Raw genomic sequence first — 26548 nt, 5'->3', positions numbered from 1 at the left:
AGGACCAAAAGACATCCCTGGACATCATGAGGAACCGTCCAGCGACTCCAGCATCTGCTCGAACTGCTGATACGCCGCTTCGTTGTACCCGTCGACGTCGAACTCGTAGTCGCCTGGAACGTCACCTTTGGCATAGGCACGGAGTCCGCCCAGGATGTCCTCTACTTCGAATCCGATCTCGTACTGGCCTCCGGGGATAGAGACTGAAGGGGCGGCATCAAACCGGGAGAGGATGATGGGCTTCCGCAACATCCTCATCTCCGGGACCACTAGACCGAATCCCTCATACCTGGACGGCAGGAGGAAGCAGTCGCAGTGCTTGGCCAGCATGAATGGATTGCGAAGGTGGCCCGGCAGCGACACGAGTTCAGCGATCCCCAGTGAAGAAGCCAACCCCTTGAGAGATCGATCGAGGTCGCCGCCGCCGAGGATGTAGAGCCTCGCGTTCGGATACTCCTGCAGGAAGAGCCCAAAGGCCTTGATCAGGTTGGCCTGGTTCTTCTCGGGAGAGAGCCGACCGAGCGTCACGAAGGTGATGAACGGTAACCCCGACTCAGGCGCGGGAGGCGTGTTTGGGACGAGGGTGAGTCGTCTTGCCCCAGCAGGGCCAGCAACCGCCGCGACCAGATGGCCGTCGACCTTGTACTCCGGTTCTTCTTCCAGCAGGGCTCGAACCCTTTCGACCTCGATGACGTTGTTCACGAAGGTGAACTTGTCATACGTGCTTGGCGTCGAGAGCTTCTCTCTGTTGACTTCCATGACGTGCTCGCCGCAGGAAACCACCTTGTCAAACGCGCCGTAGGTGTCCCTGAGCCCAGTCAGCGAGGTGTTCACCACACTGTATTTCTTCAGCTTTCGCTTGCCACGGTTCTGAATGTCAGCGGCTAGGTCGTTGTGTTGCCAGATTATCCGTTTCGCCTCGCCCGCACCATACCTGAAGGTTCCAGGGAACAGGGTACCGTAGCCAGAGAAGTCGATAACATAGTCGAAGGCAGCATCACCGAACGACCGCCGATAATCCCTCCGAAGGGGCTCCTCAGCATTGAACAACTTGAAGAGCGGGCCATCAGCAGCGTAGCGAGAGTAATACTCAACCGCCTTAGCTTCGCGCGCGGTCATGGTGAAGGCCCCAAACCTGGGCATCGATCGCACATCCTGCAACTCATCGAAGTTGCGCCGTCCGACTTCATCGGACAGTAATCCATATACCGTAATGTCGTACTTCGTGCGATCCAGCATGCTCAGGAGCGCCCTAAAGGCAGACGACACCCCGTTTGCACCGAAGCTCGAGACATAGAAAAGGAGTCGAATAGGTGCGCGCGTAAGGAAATCATCGACGACCCCGTCACTAACCCCACCGAACACCGCGCGGGCGACTCTCTCCGAGGCCTTCCCGTCATCGCGGGCACAAGCCCATTGACGAGTCTCCCTGTATCGGTGGGCATACGAGTCAGCGACGGAATCGATGTCTTTGATCCACTGGGCAAGCTTCTCCAGACGGTGAGTCACAGGCCCGGGAAGTTCATCCAGATCAAAATAGACTCCGCGATCCGCGAGATAAGTTTCCTGGTCAGGCAAGTAGAACAATACAGGTCTTCCGGTGATCAGGAAGTCAAGATAGATACTGGAGTAGTCAGATATCAGGATGTCAACGAGCGAGAAGAGTTCATTGGCGTCGACCTGTTGCGGGATGAAGCGACCCGACTCCCGCTCCTCCGGCGACAACGCACGATAGGTATACGGATGGGGTTTGATCAGGACCTGATACTGATCCGGGTCGATGAGCGAGATAAGACGCTGCTGGATGTCCAGCAAAGCCGCCCCGTCGCCTGTAACTTGACTGACAGACTCACCTCGCCAGGTAGGTGCATACAAGACCAACTTCTTGCCGGGATCAATCCTGACCCCTCGGTCGAGGAGATCCTTGATGACCTCATCCTTGGCGGCCCTAAGCGGCTCATCCGATTTGAGGGTGTAGGCGGGGTCTGAATCCGCCGGCTTCGAGGAGGCAGCGGGCGATGTAGTGGGTCAGGTTGCGGAACCCGAGAGCGGAGCCGCGGAGGTGTTCGAGGCGGCCGTTGAGGGCTTCTGTGGGACCATTGCTGGTGCCGGGCCGGTCGAAGAAGTTCAACACATCGATCGCGCGGCGTTTCAGGGTGTGACCCAGGCGGACCAGTTCAGTCAGCTCAGCGGGGACGCCGGTGGCGATCGCATCGATCACGCTGGCCATGAGGTGGCGGCCGAGTGTGCGGTCTTTGCAGCGGTAGGCCTGGACGAGGCGCTGGTAGATGCCCCACGTGGCTTCGACCTCGACGTGGTTCTGGTCGCCGAACAGGTCTTCGAGCCGTGTGACTTGTTTGTCGGTGAGTAGATCGGCGCCGGTGAGTAGGGTGCGGCGGGCTTGATAGAGCGGGTCCCCGCGGCGGCCTCGATGCCCCATGGTGGCTTGTTGGACGCGTTGGCGGCATTTGTCGACAGCCTCCCCGGCCAGGCGCACGACGTGGAACGGGTCCATCACCGCAGCTGCGTCGGGGAGTTCCTCGGCGGCGGCGGTTTTGAAGCCGGTGAACCCGTCCATCGCCACGACTTCCACGCCGGCCCGCCAGGCGGCTGGACGGGCAGCGAGCCAGCGTTTGAACACCTGTTTCGAGCGGCCCTCGACCATGTCGAGCAGCCGTGCCGGGCCAGTCCCAGCCGCTACCGGGGTCAGGTCGATGATCACGGTGACGAACTTGTCCCCGGCACGGGTGTGACGCCAGCAATGCTCATCGACCCCGAGCACGGTGACCTGGTCGAACCGGGACGGATCATCGATCAACACCCGACGACCCTCGGCGATGATCGCATCGTTGGCGGTGTCCCACGCCACCGCCAGCCCTTCGGCGACCCTCGCCACGGTGAGGTGCTGACACACGATAGCTTCGAGCGCCCACCGCACCCCACGCCGCGACAGCCGAGCCCTCGGTTCAGCGGCCCGGTCCATGCTCTGGCGCCACACATGACCGCATTCGACACACCGGTACCTGCGCAGCCGCACCCGCAGCACAGTGGGTCTCCAACCGAAGGGCTCGTGAGCCAGGCCTCGGATTACCGTGTCACGCACCAAACCGCGCCCGCCACAGTTGTGGCACCAGTCATCAGCATCCGTGACGCGGCACTCCAGCACCGCCCGGCGCGCGGTCACGTGTTGGCCAGTCACCTCCAACCCGAGCTCGTCGAGGCGGCAGAAGGTCGTCAGATCAGGCGCGGTGAAGGTAGCGTTGAACACGTCGAGGTCTTCCAGATGGACAGCTTAGGAACTTCCATCTTCGGGAGGCCTCGACCCCTCTATCCAGCCGCCACGCCGGAACCCCTACCTACACCCTCAATTGGGAAGAGCCCCCTAAGCGTCGAGTCGTTCCTCGGATATCCGACCTCCAGAATTTTGCCCTGATACAAGTTCTGCAAACGGTACGAATCGCGAAAAATGCGCGTCATGAACGGGTTGGGCGAAAGGACGAAGTCCGATATGAGAAGACTTCGTATCATGTTCCGGGAGTGTATGTTGCCCCCAGGCATGTCGAACCCGAGCTTCTTGACAGAGGTGCTGTGCCACGTGTCTACGCAGACTTGACCGTTGCGCTTTGAGAAGAAGGACGGATACGAGGTGTTCTGGATAATATGACCGGCCGTGGCAAGCCCTTCCAGATACTCAATGCTGCCCCGATGGACGAACGTCACACGCTCGACACCACGAAATCTGCCCCGAAGTCGATCAATTTCCTCTTCGTCCGAAATGACCCACATATGCGGCTCTTCCCATTTGAGAGTGGGACCGGGCTTGGTGGGCGTGAAGACGTAGGGAGCCTTGCCGCTGGGAGGATGTGAGTGTCTAGTCCACTCCTCACAACGAACAAGGCTCATGTCTGACGTTACCTCACCGACTCCTGCCACTCCCAAGATCACTGCGCCCGATGTGAACACCTTTGCCCGGATCGACGTCCTGGGTCTGCAGGTGAAGGCGCAGCAGGTGTGGCCCGACAAGACGATCTTGTACTGTGCACCGGTGCTGCCCGATAGCACCTGCCCGGCCTGCGGCGCGACGGGCGGCTGGCACGACACCTTCACTCGTTGGTTCACCCATGTGCCGGTTGGTAGGTCCTCCACGAAGCTACAGGTTCAGGCGCCGAGGTATCGCTGCCGCGGCTGCGGCAAGGTGTGGCGCCACCGGCTCAAGACAGTGGCGCAGCCTCGGTCGAAACTGACCAGGTCAGCGGTGTGGTGGGCGCTGCGGGAGGTGGTGCTGGACCATTGCTCGATCAGCGCTGTCGCGGCGGTGCTGCAGACGGCGTGGGGCACCGTCCACGACGCGGTCACCGAGCTGGGCCAGCAGGTCCTGATCGATCTCCCCGACAGGCTCGAGGGGGTCAAGGTTGTCGGGGTCGACGAACACTGCTGGCGCCACACCCACAGCGGTGACAAGTACGTCACCGTTGTCATCGACTTGACCCCGGCAAGGGACAAGACCGGCCCGGCCCGGTTGCTGGACTTAATCGAGGGCCGCTCGAAGCAGGTCTTCAAATCCTGGCTCAACGCCCAGAGCCTTGGGTTCAGGGCGGCCGTGGAGATCGTCGCGATGGACGGCTTCACCGGATACAAGAGCGCTACGGCTGAGGCTGTGCCAGACGCGACCACAGTGATGGACCCGTTCCATGTGGTCGCCTTGGCAGGTGACAAGCTGAACCGGACCCGGCAGCGAGTCCAGCGGGAACTCACCGGCGGCCGAGGCCTCCGCAATGACCCTCTCTACAAAGCCCGCAGGCTCCTCCACACCGGTGTGAACCTGCTCACCACCAGGCAAAACACACGCCTCGATACGCTGTTCGCGAGTGAGGATCACGCCGAGGTTGAAGTCACCTGGAGCGTCTACCAAAGCATCATCGCCGCGTACCGCGACAAGGACCGCACCGCTGGTCGCAGGGCGCTGACGAGAGTGATCAACTCGCTCAAGGCAGGTGTCCCGAAGGCCCTGATCGAGCTGGCTCAGCTCGGCCGGACTCTCCACAAACGCCGCGACGACATCTTGGCGTTCTTCGACCATCCCGGCACCAGTAACGGCCCCACGGAGGCCATCAACGGCCGGCTCGAGCACCTCCGCGGTATCGCCCTCGGGTTCCGCAACCTCGCCCACTACAGACTCAGATCGCTCCTCGAGGCAGGCGGCTTCAGACCCCAACTCCACTCTCATCTGTGAAGAGCCACATATGCCGCAGGTGCGAGTACTCCGGAGCAGACAGCAGAACCAGGAATATAGCATAGGGGTTACAGATCAGACCCGCGCCACCGCTAGACTCATAGAGAACCAGCGTTGGGTCAACAGGTCGCGACTGAGTGAAACGTAGATACCTCTGGACATCAACTGAGATAGAGCGAGCGCTTGCACGCCTGACGGTGTATCGATAGCGTTTCCTCATCGAGACGATTCTTCGCCTGACACCACCCAGCCTATTTCGCATGGTGAGTTTTTGTTCTTCCTGCCCCATCCCTAGCACTCCTTCACTCGTCTGCTTGTCGTCTCAGAGCCAACTGCTTCGGAGCGGACATAGAAGCTGTGCCGGCGTTGTCTCCCGACCGAAGGCTGCGGGATCCCGGCATAGTTCAGGCCGTAGATCTTGGCGAGCATGTCCTCTGCACGGTCGGGGATGACGGTGCTGACCCCGTCGAAGTCGACGCGGCGTCCGTCGCCGAACCATTCGGTGGGGAACACCTCGCGTTCCAAGGGGTAGTAACTGCAGAGGTTGGCCTGATGTTCCGAGCCTGGGCCCGAGTTGAACCCTGCCTGGAGGTAGACGATCAGGTTGTGGAACGCTCTCGTGGGCAGGAGCTTGGTGACGATGAAGATCGGGACCCGTGCCAGGAGGTTCTTCCTGAGTCCGCGGGAGCGCCCGGAGCTCATGAAGAGTGCCCGCCTGAGACCGCGCAGAGCATAGGCCTGGGTGCGGAACTTCCAGCCATGGGGGCGTCGGACGTCATCCACCGTGAAGATGTCGATGTGGGGGCCACAGTGGGTGGCCAGGTGTGAAACCTGCGGCTGGACGAACCGACTCGGCGCCGTCATCTGGAACTTGGCACCGAGCACCCAGTGCCGGGGGTTGGTCTGGAAGCAGTCGAGGTTGAAGCCCTCAGGCAGCTTGCCGTCGCGCGCGAGCGCCGCCAACCGGTCGAACTCGGCACGCGGCATCATGACGTCGATGTCGTCGTCCCAGGGGATCATGCCGCCGTGGCGAACGGCCCCGAGCATGCTCCCCTCGCTGAGGTAGTACCGCAGCCCCTGTTCCTCGCAATAGGCGTCGAAGGCCTTGAGGATGCCAAGCTCCACCGCCTGAAGTTCGGGCAGTTCGCGGGGCGTGATCAAGTCCACGCCCGCCGGCTTGCGGTTCTTGCCACCACCGATGACGGGGCTCTGGCGCAGGCCAAGGGCGAAGTCGTAGGACCTGCGCAGGTCTGCCTCGGAGGACCTGATCGGGCTGTTGCCCAACCGTTCGAGGTTCACCCCCGCGACCAGTAGGTCCACGTCGACGGGATCAGGAAGCGCGAGTGCCGAGAGCATGATGTCGAGCTTCTCTGGCGCCTCCTCCCAGGTCTTCACCGCGAAGGCGGAGGCGAGCACGTCCAACGCGCCCCTGAGCCTCTCGGTCGCCTCGTCGTCGGCCGACGAGCGGGCCGCCGCGATGTACTGGCGCCACACCCCGCGGAGGCTCAGGACGGCCGCGTGGCCGTGCGCCAGGCCGAAGGTGGTGGTCAGTCCATAACTCATCGCGTGGGCTGCGGTCGTCTTGGTCAGATTGATCGCGCGGCCGCTCAGGTTCGCCGCCTGCTGCATGGCGTTGGCGGCCTTGGCGTCGAAGCGTCCCGATTTGTGGAAGTACGGGAAGAAGTTGGCAAGGATCAGCCGAATGCCCTCGACGGCGTACGCGCGGCTCCGAGGGGTGGCCGAGAGGGCCCACACGGACTCGACGCACTGCGCGAGCGCGTCGAGGAGGCTGGCCTTCTTGTGGTACTCGGGCAGCGCCCGCAGCAGTTCCGGCTCGAGGACCACCAGGTCGGGAAGGATCGCATCGTGGGCGATGGAGTGCTTCACCCCGTCGATGTAGACGACGGCGAAGTGGGTCGACTCGCTGCCGGTGCCAGCCGTGGTCGGGGCCGCGAACAGCGGAACCCGAGCAGCCAGCGGTTCGCCCCACTCCGGGTACCCGGTGCCTTCGGAGCTGACCAGAAGCGCGACGCACTTGGCAACATCCATCGCGCTTCCGCCGCCGACGGCGAGGATCGCGTCGCACCCCTGGGCGCGGTACTCGGTGACGCCCGCGGCCACCTCCTCCTGCCTCGGGTTGGGCGAGTAGCCGGCGAAGGTGACGTATCCGACGGAGGCCTCGTCGAGGGCACGGCGGATCACGGACTGGTGAAATGCCGTGCCCGCGACCACCAGGAGGCGTCGGACCCCGCGGCGGTTCAGTTCGGCGATCAGGGCCTGGGCTGCACCCTCCCCGGTCAGCACCGTCTGCTCTGCAGCGTCCAGCACCCGTACCTCTGCCGAAACGGACGCGAGGTCATCGAGGGTGTCGACCTCCGCGACGAGGTGGCCGTCGTAGGAGAAGGGACGGATAGCGAGCCCTTCTGCTATCTCGTTGAGCGCGTTCTCGGCATAGACCGAGGTCGTGCCGGCCGCGACGTAGTCGTCGACCCTGGCGAGCCAGGCGGCAAGGACCTCGCGGCTGAGCTTGTACATCGGCTGGAACGCGACGCAGTCGGGGCCGTCGATCGCGACGGAGACCTCCACGATGGCGTCGTTGCGGATCCTCGCCTTGAAGTCCTTCTCCGGCAGGGGAAGGCTGGCGTTGACCGCCCCGAGGTCGGTTCGCTCGTCCGCCAGGATCGCCCTCAACGCACCGGCCGTGAAGACGAGGTCACCGTGCAGCATGATGACGTCGCTGTCGAGGTGTCCGCGGGCGAGATACATCGAATAGATGTAGTTCGTCTCGAGGTACCTGTCGTTGGGCACGAAGGTGACAACAAGGTCGCCGAACCGGGGATCGTCGGCGACGGCACGCAACTGCTCGACGTGGGGGCCAGTGGTCACGACGACCTCCGAGATGCCCTCCGCGACGAGCAGTCGCAACTGCCTCCCGAAGATGGTCTCGCCGTTGGACAGCGTCGCCATCGACTTGTGGTTGTCGCGAGTGAACTCGCCCATCCGATTGCCGACACCGGAGTTGAAGATCAGCGCCTTCACCGAGGCTATCCTCCGAGCTCGAGCATCATGTTGGCCTTGTTGGCCAGTGGGGTCACCGTCGGCCTTCCGAGGTCGGCGCGGGAACCCTGGGCCGTCTCGATGATGAGCGCGGACCGTGGCCGGTCGGAGAGACGGGCCATGGCGTCCGGCAGCGCATCTGCGGACCTGACCGTCTCGACGTTCTCGAATCCCACGCCGCGCAGGACTGCCTCGATGTCGATGTCGAACGCGACGGTCGCCTGACCGCCGACCGACTCGTGCGCGCCGTTGTTGATGAGCACGTAGCGGTAGTTGTCCTTGGCCTGCTGCGCAATGACGGCCGCCGACCCCATGTGCATCAGGAATGCGCCGTCACCGTCGACGCAGTAGACGGGCTCGTCCGTGCCGAGCGCCATGCCCATCGCGATGGAGGCGCTGTGCCCCATGCCGCCTACCGTGAGGAAGTCGTGGGCGTGGCCCTGTTCGCGGCGCTCACGGATCTCGAAGACCTCGCGGGAGGTCTTGCCCGTGGTGGACACCACGAAGGCATCCGGCCCGATGGCCTCGAGGACCTGTTCCAACGCCTCCTCGCGGGAGAGCGTCAGATCCAGCGCGGTCGCGCGCTTAGCGAAGGCGTAGCTACTGAAGGTGCCCTTGCGGACCAGGATCGCCACGGGGGCGTTCGTCTCGCGCATGGTGTCGAGCGCCCCGTCGACCTGTTCGCGCCAGGAGTCGGGGTCGAGCACCTGGTAGGGGATCTCCAGTCCGTCGAGGAGGGCCGGGGTGAGCCGACCCTGCGCGACGTGCTGCGGTTCGTCCTTGACCCCAGGCTCACCGCGCCAACCCACGATGAGCAGCATGGGGACGCTGTAGACCTCGGGATGGGCAAGCGACAACACGGGGTTGACGATGTTGCCAAGGCCGGAGTTCTGGAGGTAGACGGCGGCGAAGCGGCCGGTCGCGACGTGGTACCCGCAGGCGAGACCGACGGCGTTGCCCTCGTTGGCCGTCACGATGTTGCGCTCACGGGGCGACCTGTCGTCGATGCAGGCGCAGAGGTCCTGCAGCAGCGAGTCGGGCACGCCCGCGAAGAGGTCCACCCCGTTCTCGACCAGGTAGTCGTAGAACTCGGGGGTCTCGATGCGGCTCATTCGGGAATCAACTTCAGGACGTCCTTGATGGGCATGATCTCGTCGTCGACTTCCTTGCTCCGGCCACACTCCAGGATCTTCTTGGCAGTGTTGAACATCGCGGGGTAGGCGCTGCGCAGCAGATGGTTGGCGTGGATGATGATGTTCGCCCCCATCTCGCTCAGTTCGTCCTCGTGGATGTGGTTGTAGGTGGTGGGCACCACGACGACGGGCACGTCCGGGTGGCCTGCGCGGAACTGCGCGAGGAACTCGCGGATCTCGCTGCCGTCCTTCTCCTTGGAGTGGATCATGATGCCGTCGGCCCCGGCCGCCAGGTAGACGGAGGCGCGGGAAAGGGCGTCCTCGATGCCTGCGCCTGCGATCAGGCTCTCCAGGCGGGCGAAGATCATGAAGTCACGCGACACCTGGGCGCGCTTGCCCGCGAGGATCTTGGCCGCGAATGCCTCGGGATCGTCGAGGGTCTGCACCGCGTCGGTGCCGAAGAGCGAGTTCTGCTTCAGGCCCGTCTTGTCCTCGATGATGACCGCGGAGACGCCTGCGCGCTCCAGGGTGCGCACCGTGTAGCTGAAGTGCTCGATCCTGCCTCCGGTGTCACCGTCGACGATGATCGGCTTGCTGGAGACCTCCATGATCTCGTGGATGGTGTTCATCCGGCTCGTGAAGTCGACCAGTTCGATGTCGGGCTTGCCCTTGAAGCTGGAGTCGCAGAGGCTGCTGACCCACATGGCGTCGTACTCGCGGGGCGCGATCTCCTCGGGGTCCTCGGTGTGGACGTTCTCCACGATCAGCGCGCTGAGGCCGTTGGAGACCTCCATGACACGCAGGAAGGGCTTCAGCGCCAGCAGTTGGCGCAGCTTGCCGCGGCGGCGGTCGGCCGTGTTCATCAGCGGGCGCAGGCCGCGCTCGACCTCGGTGCCGGAGACGCCGGAGGTGTAGGGGACCTCGACGAGTTCGCCGCCGTACTCGGCGAGCACCGACAGCACCTCAGCCCGGACGAGGGACTGCTTACCTGTGCGCCAGTCGTCGCCGTGCACCACATAGTCGGGGCGAAGCTGACGGAGGTTGTCTGCGTAGGACAGCGAGTCCTGCTCGACCACCCGGGCGACCGAGCGCATGCTCGACACGAGCGCGACCCGCGACTCCCAGCCGAGCACCGGCAGCCTCTTGTAGGTGGCGATCGCCCGGTCGGTCAACAGACCGACGGTTACCTCGCCCAGTTCCGCTCCGGCCTCGATGATCCTCAGATGGCCTCGGTGGAGAATATCGGACGAAATGGCGATGTAGACCGATTTGGATTCACTCATCACGCACCCCCGTGCTTGACGTCGTTGCGACGCGGTGCGTCAGATCGCGCACCGCAGAGGCGCGTCGGATCGAGCAGATCGCCGCGCCGTGATCGGACGCTAGCAGTGCAAAACCGCTCGATCAGAATCGCCGGTGACGCACCCGACGACCCTCACAACATGGCTCTGACAAGGCACAATGATGCGACGACAGGCGAGAACGCGGACGCCGTCGCCACAGCGACCACCCGCTATAGGTAGGGCCAATGGGTCGCCGCAAACCCTTCGGGGTTGCTCAGCCGAGCACGGGGCGGACGTGGAGGCCGACGTCCGGGTCGACCAGGGTTTCCTGGGCCGCCGCGATCTCGCCGATCAGCAGTTCCGCGTCGACGGGGACGTTGCGTTTCACCATTCCCAGGGCGATCGGGCCCAACTCGTGATGCCTGCCGGATGAGCCGACGAAGCCGACCTGGCGACCGTTCAGTTCGATCGCGGCGCCCTCCTCGGGCAGTTCCGACCGCGATCCGTCCAGGTGCAACTGGACGAGCCTTCGCGGCGGCCTTCCGAGCGTGTGGACCCGGGCGACCGTCTCCTGGCCGCGGTAGCAGCCCTTGCTCAGGTGGGTGCCGACCAGGCCGATCTCGTTGGGGATCGTCTTGAAGTCGGTGTCGACGAAGATGCGTGGCACGCCTGCCGCGATCCGTGCGGCGTCGAAGGCCCAGGTGCCGACGTTGGCTTCCAGTTCCTCACCCGCGGGTACGAAGACGTCCGAGCCGCCGAGTTCGCTGTCGCGGCGACGCCAGCCATCGGGCAGGTCGACGCGGTGCCCGGCCCAGGCGAGCCGCAGGTCGTCGCGTCGCGTCACCTCGACGCGCATCGCGAACCGCATCGAGTCGAGGAAGGCCGCGAGGGCCTCGCCGCGGCCGGGCTCGGTCCACGCCAGGAAACTGGTCCCGTCGTCGACGCCGTACAGCACGTGCTCGATGTGCCCGGTCGGCGAGAGCAGCAGTGCCGACGTCGCCTCGCCCACCGGCAGCGCCTCGAGGTGCTGCGTGGTGATGGCGTGCAGCCAGGTGAGCCGGTCGGCGCCGGTGATCTCGACGATGTCGCGGTTGTGCAGGTCGACGACGCCGTCGCCAGCCTCCAGCGCGCGTGCCTCCGTGACGGGATTCCCGTAGTGCCAGGCGAGCCCGGCGTCGAGGCCGTGCTCCATCAGGACGGCCATCAGACCCTCTTCAGCCTCGCCCACATGTGCGGGCGCAGATCGTGTTCGGTTGTCGCACGGTCGAGCGCGTACATCAGGTCGCCCTCGACCTTGCCGTAGAGGCGCTGCCCCGCCGAATGGCTGACGACGGCGCCCTCGGCGCGCACGACGGCGTCGGTGCGCAGGTCGATGCGGGTGACCTGGATCTTGCCGACGAGCAGTTCGGTCCAGCCGTCCGAGTTGGCGATCGTCACCTCGAGGGTGGCGTCGGGCTTCGGCCGCCAGAAGCCGGTCTCCATGCCGAGCGGCGTCGGCTCCGCGCCCTCCTCGCCGAGCAGGAAGGTCTGGGAGGCGTAGTACAGGTAGTCGCCACCGTTGTGGTTGAACTCGATGCGCTGCTCGAACTCGAAGTCCTTGCCGTCATGGTCGGTGCCGTTGCCGGTGCCCTCCCAGCGTCCGACCAGCCAGCCGAGCGCGGTGAGTTCCGGGTTCAGGCCCTCGGGCACCTCGATATCGATGTTCACTGATCTCTCCTCACAGCATTCTTGCGCAGCAGCGTCCAGACGACCGCGGCCAGCGCCGCGAGCGCGATCAGGCTGGTCAGCGCGGCGGCGACGATCAGCACCAGGACCAGGACGTTCATGGAACGAAAGTATACGAACAGGCCACAATGGGGCCCATGCGTGTCGTGGTGACGAGGGTCAGGTCAGCGTCAGTGAGAGTCGACGGGGTGACGGTGGGGGAACTCGACTCCCCCGGGCTGCTGGTGCTGGCGGGCGTCGGTCACGACGACACCGCCGAGGACGCCGCGGCGCTTGCCCGCAAGATCTGGGGGCTTCGCATCCTCGACGGCGAACTCTCCGCCAGCGACGTCGGTGCCCCGCTGCTGGTGATCAGCCAGTTCACGCTGTACGCGTCGACGCGCAAGGGCAGGCGCCCCTCATGGAGCAGGGCAGCGCCGGGGCCGGTCAGCGAGCCGCTCGTCGAGGAACTCTGCCGTCAGTTCGAGGCCCTGGGCGCGCACGTCGAGAGGGGGCGCTTCGGCGCCGACATGCAGGTCGCCTCCGTCAACGACGGTCCCGTGACCATCGTGATGGACACGCAGAACTGGGACTAGCCGGGCACCAGGAACTCGAGCGAACTGATCGACACGGCGTCCACCATGTCGGCAGAGTCGCCCGGCTCGGTGGCCAGTTCGACGGTCATGGTGACGCTGCCGGTGGTGACCTGGGGGAACCGGATCTCCTGGAAGCCGCGGTTGTTCGCCGCCAACCCCTGGACGAAGTAGGAGCCGTCCGCGAAGCGCCACTGGACGCTGAGCAACCGACGCTCCGCCGCGTAGCGGCCCGTCCAGACTGTGTTGCCGTTAACCAGGCGCACGCCCGCGAGCGAAACGGACGGGTCGAAGGTGAACGTGATCGACTCCCCCACGCCGTTGCCGTGGCACCGCCAGATGGTGTCCGGGTCGTCGTCGATCAGCGCCTCGGGCGAGTCACGTTGGCCGCCCTCGCGGCACTCGCCGAGCGCCTCATGCGCCTTCACCGCCCCGACCCGGCCGTCGTACGGGGCAAGCCCTTCCGACATCGGCGCGGTCGGGGCGGCGCTGGGGGAAATGGTGGGGATATCCGGGGCCCTCGGCGTGAAGATCACCAGGCGGCCCAGGATGTAGGCGCCGGCCAGCGCCGCGACCAGGATCAGGACGAGAAGGCGCGGCGCGATCCCGTCGCGCGCGGGCTGCGCGACGTCGTCGGGCTTCGGGCGCTGGTCGTCGGTCGCGTCGCGGGCCTGATCCTCACGCACGTCGTCTGACTCGCTAGCCCGTTTCCGGAAGTATTCATCCGGGACGCGGGGCACCATGGCCGCCATGCTACAAGCACGGTCTTACCCCCGGTCGGGATGGGTATCGCGCGGGACGCGGGGCGTTACCATTTAGCAGAACCCGCGGAAGGAAGGAGACACCTGTGAGTGCCGTCCTCTTCGTCTCCGGGGCCGAACCGCCCGCCGAACTGTCGCTGCTGAGCCACTCGGTGTCACGGGTCCCCTCCGCCGCCCAGGCGCTGCTCGAGGCCGACTCCGCCGACGTCATCGTGGTGGACGGGCGCAGCGAACTGGCCGGCGCCCGGTCGGCCTGCACGACGCTCGGGCAGGCGGTCGACACGCCCATCCTCCTCATCGTCGCGGTCACGGGCCTCGCGGTCCTCTCCCCCGAATGGGGCTTCTCTGACTTCGTCGCGGAGGGCTCAGAGCCTGCCGAACTCGACGCCAGGATCCGGATCCTCGCCCGCACCAACTCCGACCCGGACGTGCTGACGGCCGGCCCGATCCGGGTCGACGGGGCCGCCTACTCCGCGTCGGTCGACGGCGAGCCGCTCGACCTCACCTACACCGAGTTCGAACTGCTCCGCTACCTCATGCAGCACCCCGGCCGGGTGCTGTCGCGCGAGACGCTTGTCAGCCAGGTGTGGGGATACGACTACTACGGCGGCACCAGGACGGTCGACGTCCACGTGCGCCGCCTTCGGGCTAAGCTCGGCCAGTTCGACCACTACATCGGCACCGTGCGTAACGTGGGTTACCGGTTCGCCAGTGCAAGAGAGGGCAATCGTGCTGGTTAACCTGTCCACCCTGACCCCGACCATGCAGGATGCGCTGCGTCGGCTGGTCTCGGCGATCGAGGCCCACGACGGCATCTCGCCCATCAACGAGTCGGGCTCGCTCGGCATCGACGGCACCCGCGAGGCCGACTTCTTCTTCATGGGGCGGCGTGCCGACCCGTTCGGCTTCGTCGTGTGCGACGAGCGCGATGGCACGCTGCAGGTGGGGGTGCATCCCGAGCACCGCCGCGACGGTGTCGCGACGCAACTGCTCACCGAGGCGCTCGCCGCCTATCCCGACTTCACGGCTTGGGCCTTCGGCACGCTGCCCGGCTCCCGCGAGCTGGCGGCACGGGTCGGAATGTCCCCCGTGCGGGAACTGCTGCGGATGGAGCGCGCGCTCGCCCCGTCCGGCGAGACGCTGGACGCCGACGGCTACGACGTCGTGACCTATGATCCGGCCGACCGGCAGGGCATCGTCGCCGTCAACGCCGCGGCCTTCGCGCACCACCCGGAGCAGGGTCGCCTCACCGTGGCCGAGTTCGACCAGCTCGCCGCCCAGCCCTGGTTCGACCCGGCGGGCCTGCTGGTCGCCAAGCGCGACGGCCGCGTCGCCGGCTTCCACTGGACAAAGAGCCACGGCGGTGGCCTCGGCGAGGTCTATGTGATCGCCGTGGCGCCCCAGCACGAGGGCAAGGGCCTCGGGCGGGTCCTGCTGCAGCGCGGCCTCGACCACCTGGCCTACGCTGGTCACGACCGGGTGCAGTTGTACGTCGAGGCCGATCAGGAACGCGTCGTGCGGATGTACCGCAACGCAGGCTTCGACATTGGACAGGTCGACACCAGCTTCCAGACCAAGAGAGGATGACCGTGAGCGCGACCCCCCTCCCCGCGGACCGCTATCTGGACCGCGAGTTGTCGTGGCTCGCCTTCAACGACCGGGTGCTGGATCAGGCGCGCGACGGTGAACGGGTCCCGCTGATCGAGAGGGCCAAGTTCCTGGCCATCTTCTCCTCGAACCTCGACGAGTTCTTCATGGTGCGGGTGGCCGGCCTCAAGCGCCGCATCGCCGCGGGCGTCGCCGTCCCGACTCCCGCGGGCAAGATGCCAGGAGAGCTTCACAACGAGCTCCTCGAGCGCGTCGCCGAACTGGTCTCCGAACAGTCGCGCGTCTTCCAGGACGACGTGCGCCCCGGCCTCGCCGCGGAGGGCATCGAGATCCTCGGCTGGGACCAGCTCACCGCCGCCGAGAAGGACCGGATGCGGGCGTTCTTCGCCGAGCGGATCTTCCCGGTGCTGACGCCGCTTGCCGTCGACCCGTCGCACCCGTTCCCCTACATCTCCGGCCTGTCGCTCTCGCTGGCCGTCCTGCTGCGCAACCCGTCGACCGGCGCGAAGCAGTTCGCCCGCGTCAAGGTGCCGCCGCTGCTCTCGCGCCTCGTGAAGCTCGCCGAGGGCCGCTACCTCCCGCTCGAGGAGATCATCTCCCGACACCTCGGGCAGCTCTTCACCGGCATGCAGGTGCAGTCCTACACGACCTTCCGGGTCACCAGGAACGAGGACATCGAGGTCGAGGAGGACGACGCCGAGAACCTGCTGTTCGCGCTCGAGCGGGAACTCCTGCGCCGCAAGATCGGCCGCCCGCCCGTCCGCCTCGAGGTCGAGTCGAGCATCGACGAGGAGATGCTCGACATGCTGATGGCCGAGCTAGACGTCACCGAGAACGAGGTGTTCAGGCTGCCTGCGCCGCTCGACCTGACCGGCCTGTTCGCGCTCGGCGACTCCAAGCGCGAGGACCTGAAGTACCCGAACTTCCTGCCGATCACGCACCCCGACCTCGCGCAGGTCGAGAGCGCCCGCCCCGCAGACATGTTCAAGGCGCTCAAGATGCACGACGTGCTCGTGCAGCACCCATACGACTCGTTCGCGACCTCCGTGCAGCGGTTCATCGAACAGGCCGCCGCCGACCCTGCGGTCCTCGCCATCAAGCAGACGCTGTACCGCACCTCGGGCGACTCCCCCATCGTCGACGCCCTCATCGAGGCGGCGCAGGCGGGCAAGCAGGTGCTCGCGATCGTCGAGATCAAGGCCCGCTTCGACGAGCAGAACAACATCGGCTGGGCGCGCAAACTCGAGAAGGACGGCGTCCACGTCGTCTACGGCATGATCGGCCTGAAGACGCACTGCAAGCTGTCGCTCGTGGTGCGGGAGGAGGGCGACGGGCTGCGTCGCTTCGCGCACGTCGGCACGGGCAACTACAACCCCAAGACGGCGCGGATGTATGAGGACATGGGCCTGCTCACGTCCAACCCGATCATCACCGACGACGTGGCGCGGCTTTTCAACCACCTCTCCGGCATGACGCAGGAGACCCACTACCGACGCCTCCTCGTCGCCCCGCACGGCATCCGCAAGGGCCTGATCGCCTACATCGACGGCGAGATCGACAACCACCGCCGCGGCCTCCCGTCCGGCATCAAGATCAAGGTCAACTCCGTCGTCGACGAGGCCATCATCGACGCGCTGTACCGCGCCTCGCAGGCGGGCGTGCCCGTCGACATGTGGGTCCGCGGCGCCTGCACCATCCGCCCCGGCGTGCCGGGCCTGAGTGAGAACATCCGGGTCCGCTCCATCCTGGGCAGGTTCCTGGAACACTCCCGCGTGTTCTGGTTCGCGGGCGGCGGGAGGCCCATCGTCGGGATCGGCTCCGCGGACATGATGCACCGCAACCTCGACCGCCGCGTCGAGGCCATCGTCTCCCTGTCGAACCCTGCCCACATCCGACAGATCGAGCACCTCTTCGAACAGGCCTTCTCCCCCGGCACCGTGCACTGGGAACTCAACGACTCCAAGTGGTCGGCCCACACCACCGACGGCGAAGGCAACCCGCTCACCGACCTGCAGGAGAGCCTCATTCAGCAGACCGCGGCCCGGCGATCCTCACGATGAGCAAGAGCATCAAGATCCGCGCCGCTGGCGCAGTAGTGCTGCGCGGCGGCGAGGACGACCTCGAGGTCCTCACGATCCACCGGCAGCGCTACGACGACTGGTCGCTCCCCAAGGGCAAGGGCAAGGTCGACGAACTCCCGCCCCACACCGCGATCCGCGAGGTGCTGGAGGAGACCGGCCACGTGGTGCGGCTGGGCCTGCGGCTGCCGTCGATGCGCTACAACGTGTCAAAGGGCCCGAAGAAGGTCGAGTACTGGCGCGCCGCCGTCGTCGAGGAGCGGACCTTCGAGCCGAACCACGAGGTCGACAAGGTCCGCTGGATGACGATCGACAAGGCGATGCGCAGGCTCACCTACGCAGACGAGCGGCGCGTGCTCTCCGCCGCGCTGTTGAAGCCGCCCACCATCCCGCTGGTCCTGGTGCGGCACGGAAAGGCGATGCTCCGCAAGGACTGGAGCGGCCCCGACCAGGAGCGAAGGCTCACGGCCCGCGGCAGGCGCCAGTCGGAGGTCCTGACGCAGTTGCTGAGCGCCTACGGCGTCGAGTCGCTGGTGTCGTCCTCCTCGACCCGCTGCGTGCAGACCCTCACCCCGTACGCGGAGAAGGCCGGCTTGGAGATCGCCCGCGAGGACGTGCTGACGGAGGAGCAGGGCACCGTGCGACCCAAGGACGTGCGGCGCTACACCGCCAACCTGCTGCAGGACATCACGGTGCCGACGGCCATCTGCGGGCACCGGCCGGTGCTGCCGTCGATGTTCGAGGGCCTCGGGCTGGAGCCGCGCCCGATGGTGGTCGGCGAGGCCATCGTCATCCACCGCGACGCGGAGGGCAACAGGGTCGCCGTCGAGGTGCACAAACCCACCGCCTGAGCCCCGCTTACCGCACGACTCACCGTGAGGGCCGAACGCTCGCTCGTCGTTCATCTGCTGTTAACCGAAGCGGCCAGATCGCGTTACTTTGCGGGCATAGCGTCCGAGACGAAGCCGGTACCCCGGCCCGGATCCCGACTGGGATTCGAGTTCACGCCTTTCGGAAGGTACACCCCCGAATGAAGATTCGTCTCACCGCCGCCCTCGGGATCTCCGCCGCGCTGCTGCTGTCAGCCTGCGCAGCCAACGAGGTTCCCACCACGCCGGAGACCAAGCCCGAGACCTCGACCTCCTCGTCCTCGGACGCGCCGGCCGCCACCCTCGAGGGGACGCTGTCCGGCAAGGGCGCGTCGTCGGCCAAGGTCGCCCAGGAGACCTGGATCGCCCAGTTCCAGACGGCCAACACCGGCGTCACCATCAACTACTCGCCCGACGGCTCCGGCGCTGGCCGCGAGGCCTTCATGGGTGGCGGCGCCGACTTCGCCGGCTCCGACCGCGCGCTGAAGGTCGACGAGAACAAGGCGGGCGCCTTCCAGGGCTGCGCCGCCGAGTCGAGCGCGATCGACGTGCCGATCTACATCTCCCCGATCGCCATCATCTTCAAGCTCGACGGCGTCACCGAGCTGAACCTCACCCCCGATGTGCTCGCCAAGATCTTCCGCGGCGACATCAAGAACTGGAACGACCCGGCCATCGCCGCCCTCAACCAGGGCGTCACCTTCCCGGACCAGGCGATCACCGCCGTGCACCGCTCCGACGAGTCGGGCACCACCGAGAACTTCACCGACTACCTGCACGTCGCCGCTGAGGGCGTGTGGACCGACGGCGCGAGCGGCGAATGGCCGGTCAAGGGCGGCGAGGCCGCCAAGGGCACCTCCGGTGTCGTCGCCGCCGTCACCGGCGGCCAGGGCACCATCGGCTACGCCGACGCGTCGCAGGCCGGCCAGGCGAGCATCGCCAAGATCGGCCCCGAGGGCAAGTTCGAGGCGCCGTCGGAGGAGGCCGCAGCGGCCGCCGTCGAGAACTCCCCGCTGGAGGAGGGCCGCGAGGCCAACGACATCGCCGTGAAGCTCGACCGCAAGGCCGAGGGCTACCCGATCGTCCTGGTCTCCTACGGGATCGCCTGCGCCGAGTACAAGGACCCCGCCAAGGGCGCCCTGGTGAAGGCCTACCTGAGCTACGTCGCCTCGGAGGAGGGCCAGAAGGCCGCCGCCGATTCCGCTGGCTCCGCCCCGCTTTCGGCTACGCTCCGCGAGAAGGTCACGGCCGCGATCGCCACGATCAAGTGATCTCGGGCTCCTGAAGCCGCGGCGACGCGTCCACCCCCACGGACGCGTCGCCGCCTTCGGGAGCCGGGCCTGTTTCCACCTCACCAGGAGAACTCATGACCACCGACACCACGGAGCGTGAACCAGCGCCGGCCGAAGCACCGGCTGAGCTGATGCGCGACCGCCGTCGATTCGGCGACTCCCTCTTCAAGGGCGTCGCGACCGGGTCCGGCACCGGCATCCTGCTCATCCTCGCGGCCGTGGCGACCTTCCTGGTCGGCCTGTCCGTCCCCGCGCTCACCTCGAAGCCCGAGGACCTGCCCTACGGCCCGTTCTGGTCCTGGGTGGTCCCCTACGCGCTCGGCACCATCTGGGCCGCGGCCCTCGCCATGCTCTTCGCGGTCCCGGTCGCGGTGGGCGTGGCGTTGTTCATCTCCCACTACGCGCCGCGCAAGCTCGCCCAGAGCCTCGGGTACGTCATCGACCTGCTCGCCGCCGTCCCCTCGGTCGTGTTCGGCCTGTGGGGCATCAACGTGCTGGCACCCATGGTGCAGCCCGCGTTCGTGTGGCTCAACAAGACCTTCGGGACCGTGCCCGTCCTCGGCTGGTTCTTCGGCGGCCAGGCCTCCGGCACCGGTCGCACCATCCTGACCGCGGCCCTGGTGCTCGCCGTCATGGTGCTGCCCATCATCACCGCCGTCAGCCGCGAGGTGTTCCTCCAGACGCCCCGGTTGCACGAGGAGGCGTCGCTGGCCCTCGGCGCGACGCGCTGGGAGATGATCCGCCAGGCGGTGCTCCCCTTCGGCACCCCAGGCATCGTCAGCGCCTGCATGCTCGGCCTCGGCCGCGCGCTCGGCGAGACGATGGCGGTCGCGATGGTGCTCTCCCCCGGTGACGGCTTCCACCTGGAACTGCTCACCTCGTCGAACCCGAATTCGATCGCCGCGAACATCGCGCTGAAGTTCCCTGAGGCCTACGGGCTCGGCGTGAACCAGTTGATCGCCTCCGGCCTGATCCTGTTCGTGATCACCCTCATCGTCAACATGGCAGCCCGCGCGATCGTCGCACGCCGCGCCGAGTTCTCTGGAGCCAACTGATGCACGGCACGATCTCAGCTCCGCCGAAGTCCAAGAACATCCTGACGTCCGCCCAGCTTCCCAAGTACACGTCGCTGTCGATGGTCGTCGCCTCGTTGGCGGTCGCGTTCGGCGTGCTCGCGATCCTCGGCGCCGCCAACCCGGTCGGCGGCGTGTTCCTGGGTGCCCTGATCTACTTCGTCTCCAACTACGCGCTGTCCGCCTCCGTCGAGGGGCCACGCAAGGCGAAGGACCGACTGGCCCGCAACGTCGTCACCGGCTTCTTCATCCTCGCCCTGTTCCCGCTGGTGTCCGTCATCTGGGGCACCGTCTCGAAGGGCATGGCCCGCTTCGACGTGCTGTTCTTCAACTCGTCGATGCGCAACGTCGTCGGCGACGGCGGCGGCGCGGTGCACGCGATCTGGGGCACGCTGATCATCACGGGCCTCGCAACCCTGATCTCGGTCCCGATCGGGATCCTGACGGCGATCTACCTGGTCGAGTACTCCAACAAGGGCCACCTCGGTCGCGCCATCCGGTTCTTCGTCGACGTGATGACGGGCATCCCGTCCATCGTCGCGGGCCTGTTCGCCTACACGATCTTCTCGCTGATCCTCGGGCCAGGCACCAACAACGGCTTCTCCGGCGCCTGCGCCCTGTCGGTGCTGATGATCCCCACCGTGGTCCGCTCAACGGAGGAGATGCTGCGCCTGGTTCCCAACGAACTGCGCGAGGCGTCCTACGCGCTCGGCGTCCCCAAGTACCGCACCATCGGCAAGGTCGTGCTCCCGACGTCCATCGCCGGCATCGTGACCGGCGTGGTGCTCGGCATCGCCCGCGTCATCGGCGAGACGGCCCCGCTGCTGGTCACCGCCGCCATCACGGCGTCGATGAACATGGACCCGTTCAAGAACCCGATGGCCACGCTTCCGGTGTTCGTCTACTACGAGTACACGACCCCGGGCGCCGACCCCACCCCGTACATCGACCGCGCCTGGACGGGTGCGCTCACGCTGATCATCATTGTCATGGGACTGAACCTGATCGGGCGTCTGATCGCCTGGAAGTTCGCCCCCAAGGCCGGTCGCTGACCGAAGCAGAAGGAACACCACCACACATGTCCAAGCGCATCGAGATCCAGGATCTCAACATCTTCTACGGCAAGTTCCACGCCGTCAAGGACGTCAACATGGTGATCGAGCCCCGCTCGGTGACGGCGTTCATCGGCTCGTCGGGCTGCGGCAAGTCGACCGTGCTGCGGTCCCTGAACCGCATGCACGAGGTCATCCCCGGCGCCTACTGCGAGGGAAGCGTGCTGCTCGACGGCGTCGACCTGTACGACCCGGCCGTCGACCCGGTCCGGGTGCGCCGCCAGGTCGGCATGGTGTTCCAGCGGCCCAACCCGTTCCCCACCATGAGCATCAAGGAGAACGTGCTCGCGGGCGTCCGCCTCAACAACAAGCGCCTCTCCCGCGGCCAGGCCGACGAGATCGTCGAGAAGTCGCTGCGCGGCGCGAACCTGTGGAACGAGGTCAAGGACCGCCTTGAGCGTCCCGGCTCCGGCCTCTCGGGCGGCCAGCAGCAGCGTCTGTGCATCGCCCGCGCCATCGCGGTCGCGCCGGACGTGCTGCTGATGGACGAGCCATGCTCGGCCCTCGACCCGATCTCGACGCTCGCCATCGAGGACCTGATCAAGGACCTCAAGGAGACCTACACCGTCGTCATCGTGACGCACAACATGCAGCAGGCCGCGCGCGTCTCCGACCAGACGGCGTTCTTCAACCTGAAGGAACACGGCAAGCCGGGCGAACTGATCGAGATCGGCTCGACCGAGAAGATCTTCCACAACCCGGATCAGAAGGCCACGGAGGACTACATCACCGGCCGCTTCGGCTGATCCCCGCCTCCGTCTGGGCCCGGCTTCGCTTCGGCGTCGCCGGGCCCTTTCGCATCCCCGCCAGCGGCCTTGCACCGGTCCTGACGTAGCGTGTCGCCATGAGCCAGCCCACCGTCGCACGATCCCGCATCCGCACGCGCCTCATCGTCGCGGTCTGCTTCCTTGTCGTCGCGCTGCTCGGGGCAGGCTTCTACACGCAGTGGTGGCAGCCGAAGGCCGAGGGGGCGTGCAACGGGCTCCCCTGGGGTCCGCGCAGCGTCGAGGACGCGACCCGCACCTTCCTCGACGGCGTCGTCACGGGAGACACGGCCAAGGTGTGCAGCGCGGGGCGCAACAAGATCAGCGACCACGACCTGTCCGACCTGGTCGACACCTACCGCACGGCGCTCGGCAACCCGGCGACGACGGCGGACCTCCCCATCTCCTACGGTGAGCGGATGGGCAGCATCGTGCCCGTGACAGTGACGGGGGTCAACGGCCCCATCGAACTTCAGGTGGACAGCACCTCCTGGGACACCAGGGTGCTCCTCACCGACGCGTAGCGAGCAACTCGGCCGGCTCAGCCGCAGGAGAGCAGGCCCGCCTTCTCCTTGAGAGCGAGCACCCTCGCGGCCGACTCGGTGACCCGCGCGGCGAACGCCTCGTCGGTGCCAGCCAGCGCGACCGTCGCCTGAACCATCTCGCCCATCAGGTTGGGGTCCGCGTTGATGGCGAGGTCTCCCCCGCCTGGATGAACTTGGTCCCGCGCTCGGCAGGGGCGACGTCCTCGACGGACTTCGCGGCGCCCAGGTCGTCTGAGATGACGACCCCGTCATAGCCGAAGTCGCCGCGGAGCAGGTCGGTGACGATCTTTTTGCTGAACATGCCCTCGGTTGACGGGTCGATCTTGGCGTACACGGCCGAGGACACCATCACGGAGTCGACGCCGCCGTCGATGGCCATCCGGAACGACTCGAGTTCGGGGCTGGTCGCCGACGTCACGGTGTCCTCGGCGGCGCCGAAGTCGGTGTTCGTCTCGACCTGGCCGAGCCCCGGGAAGTGCTTCACGGCGGTCAGCACGCCCGCCTCATGCATGCCGTCGATGAACTCCTGCGCCTTCGCGCCGACCTGATCGGGGTCGCTTCCGAAGTCGCGCTTCAACTTACCGACGGGCGCGTTGGTGTTCCTGCGATCCTCGGGCACGACGTCCCCGACGGGGGCCAGGTTGTACAGCACCCCAGCGGCGAGCAACTCCTTGCCCCACGTCGTCGCGTCGGTGGTCAGTTGGCCGGGCGGCAACTGGCCCTGCTCCCGCGCCGACGGCATCCTGGTGAATCCCTCGCCCTGGAGGCGCTGCACGGTGCCTCCCTCCTGGTCGACGGAGACCAGGATCGGTAGCCGCGCCGTCCCGACGCTGCCGAGTTCGGCCGTCAGGAGGCGGATCGCCTCGGAGCCGGAGGTGGTGTTGCCGAGCAGCACGACCGAGCCAAGCGCGTTGTCGCGGATGGCGGCGCGGGTCGTCTCGTCGAGGCCGCTTGTCGACACCCCGACCATGTACAACTGGCCTGCCTGTTCCTGCACCGTCAGCGACTCGGCGAAGGCAAGGCAGGCCCGCGCGGGTGAAGGGGTCGCCGACGGCTCGGGCGTCGGCGAGCCCGATGCGGTCGGCTTCACCGTCGGGGTCGACGCGCCGGTCCCACCGGCATGGATCCGGGAGTCGGAGACGGGCAGTTGCGGCGCGCACCCCGCGAGGACCGCGGCGGCCGCGAGGGCCGCCACGCCGAAGCGGGCGTTCACTTTCCCAGCTCGGCAGGCTGGTGCGCGGCGAGCAGGCCGAGGAGGGCGTTCTCGACGACCTCCGGCAGCGCCGGATGGATCCAGTACTGGCCCCGGGCGAGGTCAGGGACGCGCTGCCCGAAGCTCATGGCCTGGATCAGCGGCTGGATCAGCGTTGAGGCCTGCGGGCCGATGATGTGGGCACCGAGCAGGTGCCACGAACTGGGGTCGGCGAGCAGCTTGACGAAGTGGCCCTCGTCCTCGAGCGCCCACCCGTAGGCGACGTCGGCGTAGCGCTGGGTCGCCACGACGTACGGAACACCCCACTGGCGCAACTGTTCCTCGGTGGCACCGACCGCGGCGACCTGGGGGCTGCTGAACACGGCGTGCGGCACGTAGCGGTAGTCCGTCTCCTGGAGGTCATCGGGATGCAGCAGGTTGTGCTGCACCGTGCGGGTCTCGGCGTTCGCGACGTGCTTGAGCAGGTGGTCGGAGGACACGTCCCCCATCGCCCAGACGCCGGGGGCGCTCGTCCGGTGCTCCGCGTCGACGCGGATCTGGCCCGCGCTGCGGGTCTCGATGCCCGCCGCAGCGAGGTTGAGCGCGTCGGAGTTGCGGTCCCGCCCGATCGCGAGCAGCAGGCCGTCTGCGAAGTACTCGTACTCGATGCCGTTGCGGTCGGTGGTCACCACGACGATGCCGTCGCCCTCCCTCTCGACCGAGGAGAGGGCCTGGTTGAGGCGCAGCTTCACCTTCTGTGAGAGCAGGTGCTGGAACTGGTCGGCGACCTCACGGTCGTAGGAGCGCAGCAGCCGGTCGGAGCGGTTGATCAGCGTCACGTCGGTGCCGAGGCCGCCGAAGATGTGCGCGAACTCGGCGGCGATGTAGCCGCCTCCGACGATCACGAGCCGTTGCGGGCGCTTGTCGATGCGCATGATGTCGTCGGAGGTGTAGACGAGGTCGGCAACCTCGTCGAGGCCGGGCAGGTCGAGCCGTCGGGGGCGGGAGCCGGTGGCGATCACGATCTGGTCGGCGCTGATCTCATCGTCGCCGATCTTCAGCGTCTTCGGCCCGGTGAACGAGGCCTCGCCGTGGAAGACGGTGACGTTCTCGGAGCGCTCCCGCCAGTCGAGGCCTCCCGCGGAGACGGCGTCGATGCGGCCGAAGATCCGGTCGCGGATCGCGCGCCAGTCGGAGCCCTCCCTGCGCAGGTCGACGCCGAGCCGCTTGGCCTCCGCCGGGCTGGCGGCGAGGTCGGCGGGGATCACGAACATCTTGGTGGGGATGCAGCCACGGTTCAGGCAGGTGCCGCCAAAGACGGGGTCGCGTTCGATCAGCGCCACGTTCCAGTCCGAGAACCGTTCATCGATCAGCGAGTTTCCGGAGCCGGAGCCAATCACGGCAAGGTCGAAATGCTGCATGGCCCCATTGTGTCACGGCGTCACGTGGAGAGGCTTGAGGGCTGGCCGGGCCTCTACAGTTGGGCCCATGAGCAATTCGTGGGCTGTTGTCACTGGTGGGTCGAGCGGGCTGGGCGTCGCCTTCGCGGAGCGGGTCGCCTCACGTGGCACCAATGTGCTGCTTGCCGCGCGCAGCGGCGACCGGCTGGACGAGGTCGCCGCCGACCTGCGCAAGCGGTTCCGGGTCGAGACCGAGACCGTCGCGGCCGACCTGGGCGACGCCGCACAGCGCGGCAGGCTGATCGAGGCCATCGACGGCCGCGACGTGGGCTACCTCGTCAACAACGCGGGATTCGGCACCATCGGCGAGTTCGCCGGCGCCGACCCGCGCCGCATCTCGAACGAGTTGAACCTCAACGTGCTCGCCCTGACGGAACTCTCCCGCGCCGTGACGCCCGGCATGATCCGCCGCCGCAGGGGCGCGATCATCAACGTGGCCTCGACCGCCGCGTTCCAGCCGATCCCGACGATGGCCGTCTACGCGGCGTCGAAGGCGTACGTGCTGAGGTTCAGCATCGCGCTGTGGGAGGAACTGCGGCACACGGGCGTGCGCGCCATGGCGATCTGCCCGGGCCCGACCGATACGGCCTTCTTCGCCAACGCGGGCAACGACAAGGTGATGTCGAAGCGACGCACCCCCGACCAGGTCGTCGACACGACCTTCCAGGCCCTGAAGCGGCACCGCCCCTACGCGGTCGACGGCGCCAACAACGCGGCGATGGCGTTCGCGACCCGGCTCGCGCCGGCCCGCCTGCAGGCGAAGCTGGCCAAGCTGGTCGCGACGCACTGAC

At 66.7% G+C, this 26548-nt stretch carries 25 protein-coding genes; 12 read left to right on the top strand and 13 right to left on the bottom strand.

Annotated features, from left to right (window positions below):
• Nucleotides 1-24: 24 nt before the first annotated feature.
• The 3 genes from BW730_RS20215 to BW730_RS00200 are packed head-to-tail and all read right to left on the bottom strand — an operon-like array spanning nt 25 to nt 3903.
• A complete protein-coding gene (locus BW730_RS20215) occupies nt 25-1899 on the bottom strand; it encodes a CDP-glycerol glycerophosphotransferase family protein (RefSeq protein WP_237268009.1) in 1875 nt (624 codons plus the stop codon).
• A gap of 58 nt (nt 1900-1957) precedes the next feature.
• Entirely contained in the window at nt 1958-3268 is a 1311-nt protein-coding gene (locus BW730_RS00205; protein ID WP_145952651.1) for an ISL3 family transposase, read from the bottom strand.
• Nucleotides 3269-3327: 59 nt separating this feature from the next.
• Nucleotides 3328-3903 (bottom strand): CDP-glycerol glycerophosphotransferase family protein, encoded by a 576-nt coding sequence (locus BW730_RS00200; protein ID WP_077684546.1) that lies wholly within the window; start codon nt 3901-3903, stop codon nt 3328-3330.
• Between BW730_RS00200 and BW730_RS00195 the strand changes: the two genes are divergently transcribed.
• The gene (locus tag BW730_RS00195; protein ID WP_077684545.1) at nt 3902-5233 is read left to right on the top strand and encodes an ISL3 family transposase; all 1332 of its coding nucleotides are present in this window, start codon (nt 3902-3904) and stop codon (nt 5231-5233) included. The two genes, BW730_RS00200 and BW730_RS00195, sit on opposite strands and share 2 nt — an antisense overlap.
• 291 nt (nt 5234-5524) lie before the next feature.
• Here BW730_RS00195 and BW730_RS00190 read toward each other — a convergent pair whose 3' ends face one another.
• The 6 genes from BW730_RS00190 to BW730_RS20010 all read right to left on the bottom strand — a co-directional run bounded on the left by BW730_RS00190 (nt 5525) and on the right by BW730_RS20010 (nt 12532).
• Nucleotides 5525-8272: an iron-containing alcohol dehydrogenase gene (locus BW730_RS00190; protein WP_077684544.1), complete on the bottom strand. Its 2748-nt coding sequence runs from the start codon at nt 8270-8272 to the stop codon at nt 5525-5527.
• Between the two features lie 5 nt (nt 8273-8277).
• Nucleotides 8278-9402: a phosphonopyruvate decarboxylase gene (aepY, locus tag BW730_RS00185; protein WP_077684543.1), complete on the bottom strand. Its 1125-nt coding sequence runs from the start codon at nt 9400-9402 to the stop codon at nt 8278-8280.
• Nucleotides 9399-10706 (bottom strand): phosphoenolpyruvate mutase, encoded by a 1308-nt coding sequence (gene aepX, locus BW730_RS00180; protein WP_077684542.1) that lies wholly within the window; start codon nt 10704-10706, stop codon nt 9399-9401. Before aepX ends, aepY begins: the two co-directional genes overlap by 4 nt.
• Before the next feature lie 274 nt (nt 10707-10980).
• Nucleotides 10981-11910 (bottom strand): CAF17-like 4Fe-4S cluster assembly/insertion protein YgfZ, encoded by a 930-nt coding sequence (gene ygfZ, locus BW730_RS00175; protein WP_077684541.1) that lies wholly within the window; start codon nt 11908-11910, stop codon nt 10981-10983.
• On the bottom strand, nt 11910-12413 hold the full coding sequence (locus BW730_RS00170) for a heme-binding beta-barrel domain-containing protein (RefSeq protein ID WP_077684540.1): 504 nt from the start codon (nt 12411-12413) through the stop codon (nt 11910-11912). Before BW730_RS00170 ends, ygfZ begins: the two co-directional genes overlap by 1 nt.
• A complete protein-coding gene (locus tag BW730_RS20010; protein ID WP_257787351.1) occupies nt 12410-12532 on the bottom strand; it encodes a hypothetical protein in 123 nt (40 codons plus the stop codon). The genes BW730_RS00170 and BW730_RS20010 overlap by 4 nt, the downstream gene beginning before the upstream one ends.
• A gap of 36 nt (nt 12533-12568) precedes the next feature.
• Here BW730_RS20010 and dtd point away from each other — a divergent pair, with 36 nt between their 5' ends.
• On the top strand, nt 12569-13006 hold the full coding sequence (dtd, locus tag BW730_RS00165) for a D-aminoacyl-tRNA deacylase (RefSeq protein WP_077684539.1): 438 nt from the start codon (nt 12569-12571) through the stop codon (nt 13004-13006).
• Here dtd and BW730_RS00160 read toward each other — a convergent pair.
• A complete protein-coding gene (locus tag BW730_RS00160) occupies nt 13003-13746 on the bottom strand; it encodes a discoidin domain-containing protein (RefSeq protein ID WP_145952650.1) in 744 nt (247 codons plus the stop codon). The two genes, dtd and BW730_RS00160, sit on opposite strands and share 4 nt — an antisense overlap.
• A gap of 104 nt (nt 13747-13850) precedes the next feature.
• Between BW730_RS00160 and BW730_RS00155 the strand changes: the two genes are divergently transcribed.
• From BW730_RS00155 to BW730_RS00120, 9 genes are all read left to right on the top strand, one after another.
• Entirely contained in the window at nt 13851-14504 is a 654-nt protein-coding gene (locus BW730_RS00155) for a winged helix-turn-helix transcriptional regulator (RefSeq protein ID WP_077684537.1), read from the top strand.
• Entirely contained in the window at nt 14494-15351 is an 858-nt protein-coding gene (gene mshD, locus BW730_RS17930; RefSeq protein ID WP_145952649.1) for a mycothiol synthase, read from the top strand. The genes BW730_RS00155 and mshD overlap by 11 nt, the downstream gene beginning before the upstream one ends.
• 2 nt (nt 15352-15353) lie before the next feature.
• Entirely contained in the window at nt 15354-17432 is a 2079-nt protein-coding gene (locus BW730_RS00150) for an RNA degradosome polyphosphate kinase (protein WP_226996911.1), read from the top strand.
• Nucleotides 17429-18301 carry an NUDIX hydrolase gene (locus BW730_RS00145; protein ID WP_077684535.1) on the top strand — a complete coding sequence of 291 codons (873 nt, stop codon included), beginning with the start codon at nt 17429-17431 and terminating at the stop codon, nt 18299-18301. Before BW730_RS00150 ends, BW730_RS00145 begins: the two co-directional genes overlap by 4 nt.
• A gap of 179 nt (nt 18302-18480) precedes the next feature.
• On the top strand, nt 18481-19590 hold the full coding sequence (pstS, locus tag BW730_RS00140; protein WP_077684534.1) for a phosphate ABC transporter substrate-binding protein PstS: 1110 nt from the start codon (nt 18481-18483) through the stop codon (nt 19588-19590).
• Between the two features lie 95 nt (nt 19591-19685).
• Nucleotides 19686-20666 carry a phosphate ABC transporter permease subunit PstC gene (pstC, locus tag BW730_RS00135; protein WP_077684533.1) on the top strand — a complete coding sequence of 327 codons (981 nt, stop codon included), beginning with the start codon at nt 19686-19688 and terminating at the stop codon, nt 20664-20666.
• Nucleotides 20666-21736: a phosphate ABC transporter permease PstA gene (gene pstA, locus BW730_RS00130; protein ID WP_077684532.1), complete on the top strand. Its 1071-nt coding sequence runs from the start codon at nt 20666-20668 to the stop codon at nt 21734-21736. The genes pstC and pstA overlap by 1 nt, the downstream gene beginning before the upstream one ends.
• Nucleotides 21737-21762: 26 nt before the next feature.
• Nucleotides 21763-22542 carry a phosphate ABC transporter ATP-binding protein PstB gene (pstB, locus tag BW730_RS00125; RefSeq protein ID WP_077684531.1) on the top strand — a complete coding sequence of 260 codons (780 nt, stop codon included), beginning with the start codon at nt 21763-21765 and terminating at the stop codon, nt 22540-22542.
• A gap of 98 nt (nt 22543-22640) precedes the next feature.
• Nucleotides 22641-23084 carry a hypothetical protein gene (locus tag BW730_RS00120; protein WP_077684530.1) on the top strand — a complete coding sequence of 148 codons (444 nt, stop codon included), beginning with the start codon at nt 22641-22643 and terminating at the stop codon, nt 23082-23084.
• A 17-nt stretch (nt 23085-23101) separates the two neighbouring features.
• Here the strand turns inward: BW730_RS00120 and BW730_RS20005 are convergent, their stop codons facing one another.
• From BW730_RS20005 to BW730_RS00110, 3 genes are read right to left on the bottom strand one after another with little or no spacing between them, the layout of a single operon-like run.
• A complete protein-coding gene (locus BW730_RS20005; RefSeq protein WP_257787350.1) occupies nt 23102-23230 on the bottom strand; it encodes a hypothetical protein in 129 nt (42 codons plus the stop codon).
• Nucleotides 23230-24318, bottom strand: coding sequence for a glycoside hydrolase family 3 N-terminal domain-containing protein (locus BW730_RS00115; RefSeq protein ID WP_077684529.1), 1089 nt, complete (start codon nt 24316-24318; stop codon nt 23230-23232). Before BW730_RS00115 ends, BW730_RS20005 begins: the two co-directional genes overlap by 1 nt.
• The gene (locus BW730_RS00110; RefSeq protein ID WP_077684528.1) at nt 24315-25718 is read right to left on the bottom strand and encodes a mycothione reductase; all 1404 of its coding nucleotides are present in this window, start codon (nt 25716-25718) and stop codon (nt 24315-24317) included. Before BW730_RS00110 ends, BW730_RS00115 begins: the two co-directional genes overlap by 4 nt.
• A 67-nt stretch (nt 25719-25785) precedes the next feature.
• On the opposite strand from BW730_RS00110, the gene BW730_RS00105 reads away from it, so the two are divergent.
• Nucleotides 25786-26547: an SDR family NAD(P)-dependent oxidoreductase gene (locus BW730_RS00105; protein ID WP_077684527.1), complete on the top strand. Its 762-nt coding sequence runs from the start codon at nt 25786-25788 to the stop codon at nt 26545-26547.
• The last annotated feature ends 1 nt before the right edge of the window (nt 26548 follow it).

It is taken from the genome of Tessaracoccus aquimaris (assembly GCF_001997345.1).
GTDB lineage: Bacteria > Actinomycetota > Actinomycetes > Propionibacteriales > Propionibacteriaceae > Arachnia > Arachnia aquimaris.
This window is presented reverse-complemented; position numbering and strand designations above follow the sequence as displayed.

What these genes read in the sequence shown, in the direction of transcription:
- BW730_RS20005 (WP_257787350.1), bottom strand. Translation starts at nt 23,230, where the DNA reads ATGGGCGAGATGGTTCAGGCGACGGTCGCGCTGGCTGGCACCGACGAG.
- aepX (WP_077684542.1), bottom strand. Translation starts at nt 10,706, where the DNA reads ATGAGTGAATCCAAATCGGTCTACATCGCCATTTCGTCCGATATTCTC.
- aepY (WP_077684543.1), bottom strand. Translation starts at nt 9,402, where the DNA reads ATGAGCCGCATCGAGACCCCCGAGTTCTACGACTACCTGGTCGAGAAC.
- BW730_RS00160 (WP_145952650.1), bottom strand. Translation starts at nt 13,746, where the DNA reads ATGGTGCCCCGCGTCCCGGATGAATACTTCCGGAAACGGGCTAGCGAG.
- pstC (WP_077684533.1), top strand. Translation starts at nt 19,686, where the DNA reads ATGACCACCGACACCACGGAGCGTGAACCAGCGCCGGCCGAAGCACCG.
- pstA (WP_077684532.1), top strand. Translation starts at nt 20,666, where the DNA reads ATGCACGGCACGATCTCAGCTCCGCCGAAGTCCAAGAACATCCTGACG.
- dtd (WP_077684539.1), top strand. Translation starts at nt 12,569, where the DNA reads ATGCGTGTCGTGGTGACGAGGGTCAGGTCAGCGTCAGTGAGAGTCGAC.
- ygfZ (WP_077684541.1), bottom strand. Translation starts at nt 11,910, where the DNA reads ATGGCCGTCCTGATGGAGCACGGCCTCGACGCCGGGCTCGCCTGGCAC.
- BW730_RS00145 (WP_077684535.1), top strand. Translation starts at nt 17,429, where the DNA reads ATGAGCAAGAGCATCAAGATCCGCGCCGCTGGCGCAGTAGTGCTGCGC.
- BW730_RS20010 (WP_257787351.1), bottom strand. Translation starts at nt 12,532, where the DNA reads ATGAACGTCCTGGTCCTGGTGCTGATCGTCGCCGCCGCGCTGACCAGC.
- BW730_RS00120 (WP_077684530.1), top strand. Translation starts at nt 22,641, where the DNA reads ATGAGCCAGCCCACCGTCGCACGATCCCGCATCCGCACGCGCCTCATC.
- pstS (WP_077684534.1), top strand. Translation starts at nt 18,481, where the DNA reads ATGAAGATTCGTCTCACCGCCGCCCTCGGGATCTCCGCCGCGCTGCTG.
- pstB (WP_077684531.1), top strand. Translation starts at nt 21,763, where the DNA reads ATGTCCAAGCGCATCGAGATCCAGGATCTCAACATCTTCTACGGCAAG.
- BW730_RS00110 (WP_077684528.1), bottom strand. Translation starts at nt 25,718, where the DNA reads ATGCAGCATTTCGACCTTGCCGTGATTGGCTCCGGCTCCGGAAACTCG.
- BW730_RS00195 (WP_077684545.1), top strand. Translation starts at nt 3,902, where the DNA reads ATGTCTGACGTTACCTCACCGACTCCTGCCACTCCCAAGATCACTGCG.
- BW730_RS00105 (WP_077684527.1), top strand. Translation starts at nt 25,786, where the DNA reads ATGAGCAATTCGTGGGCTGTTGTCACTGGTGGGTCGAGCGGGCTGGGC.
- BW730_RS00200 (WP_077684546.1), bottom strand. Translation starts at nt 3,903, where the DNA reads ATGAGCCTTGTTCGTTGTGAGGAGTGGACTAGACACTCACATCCTCCC.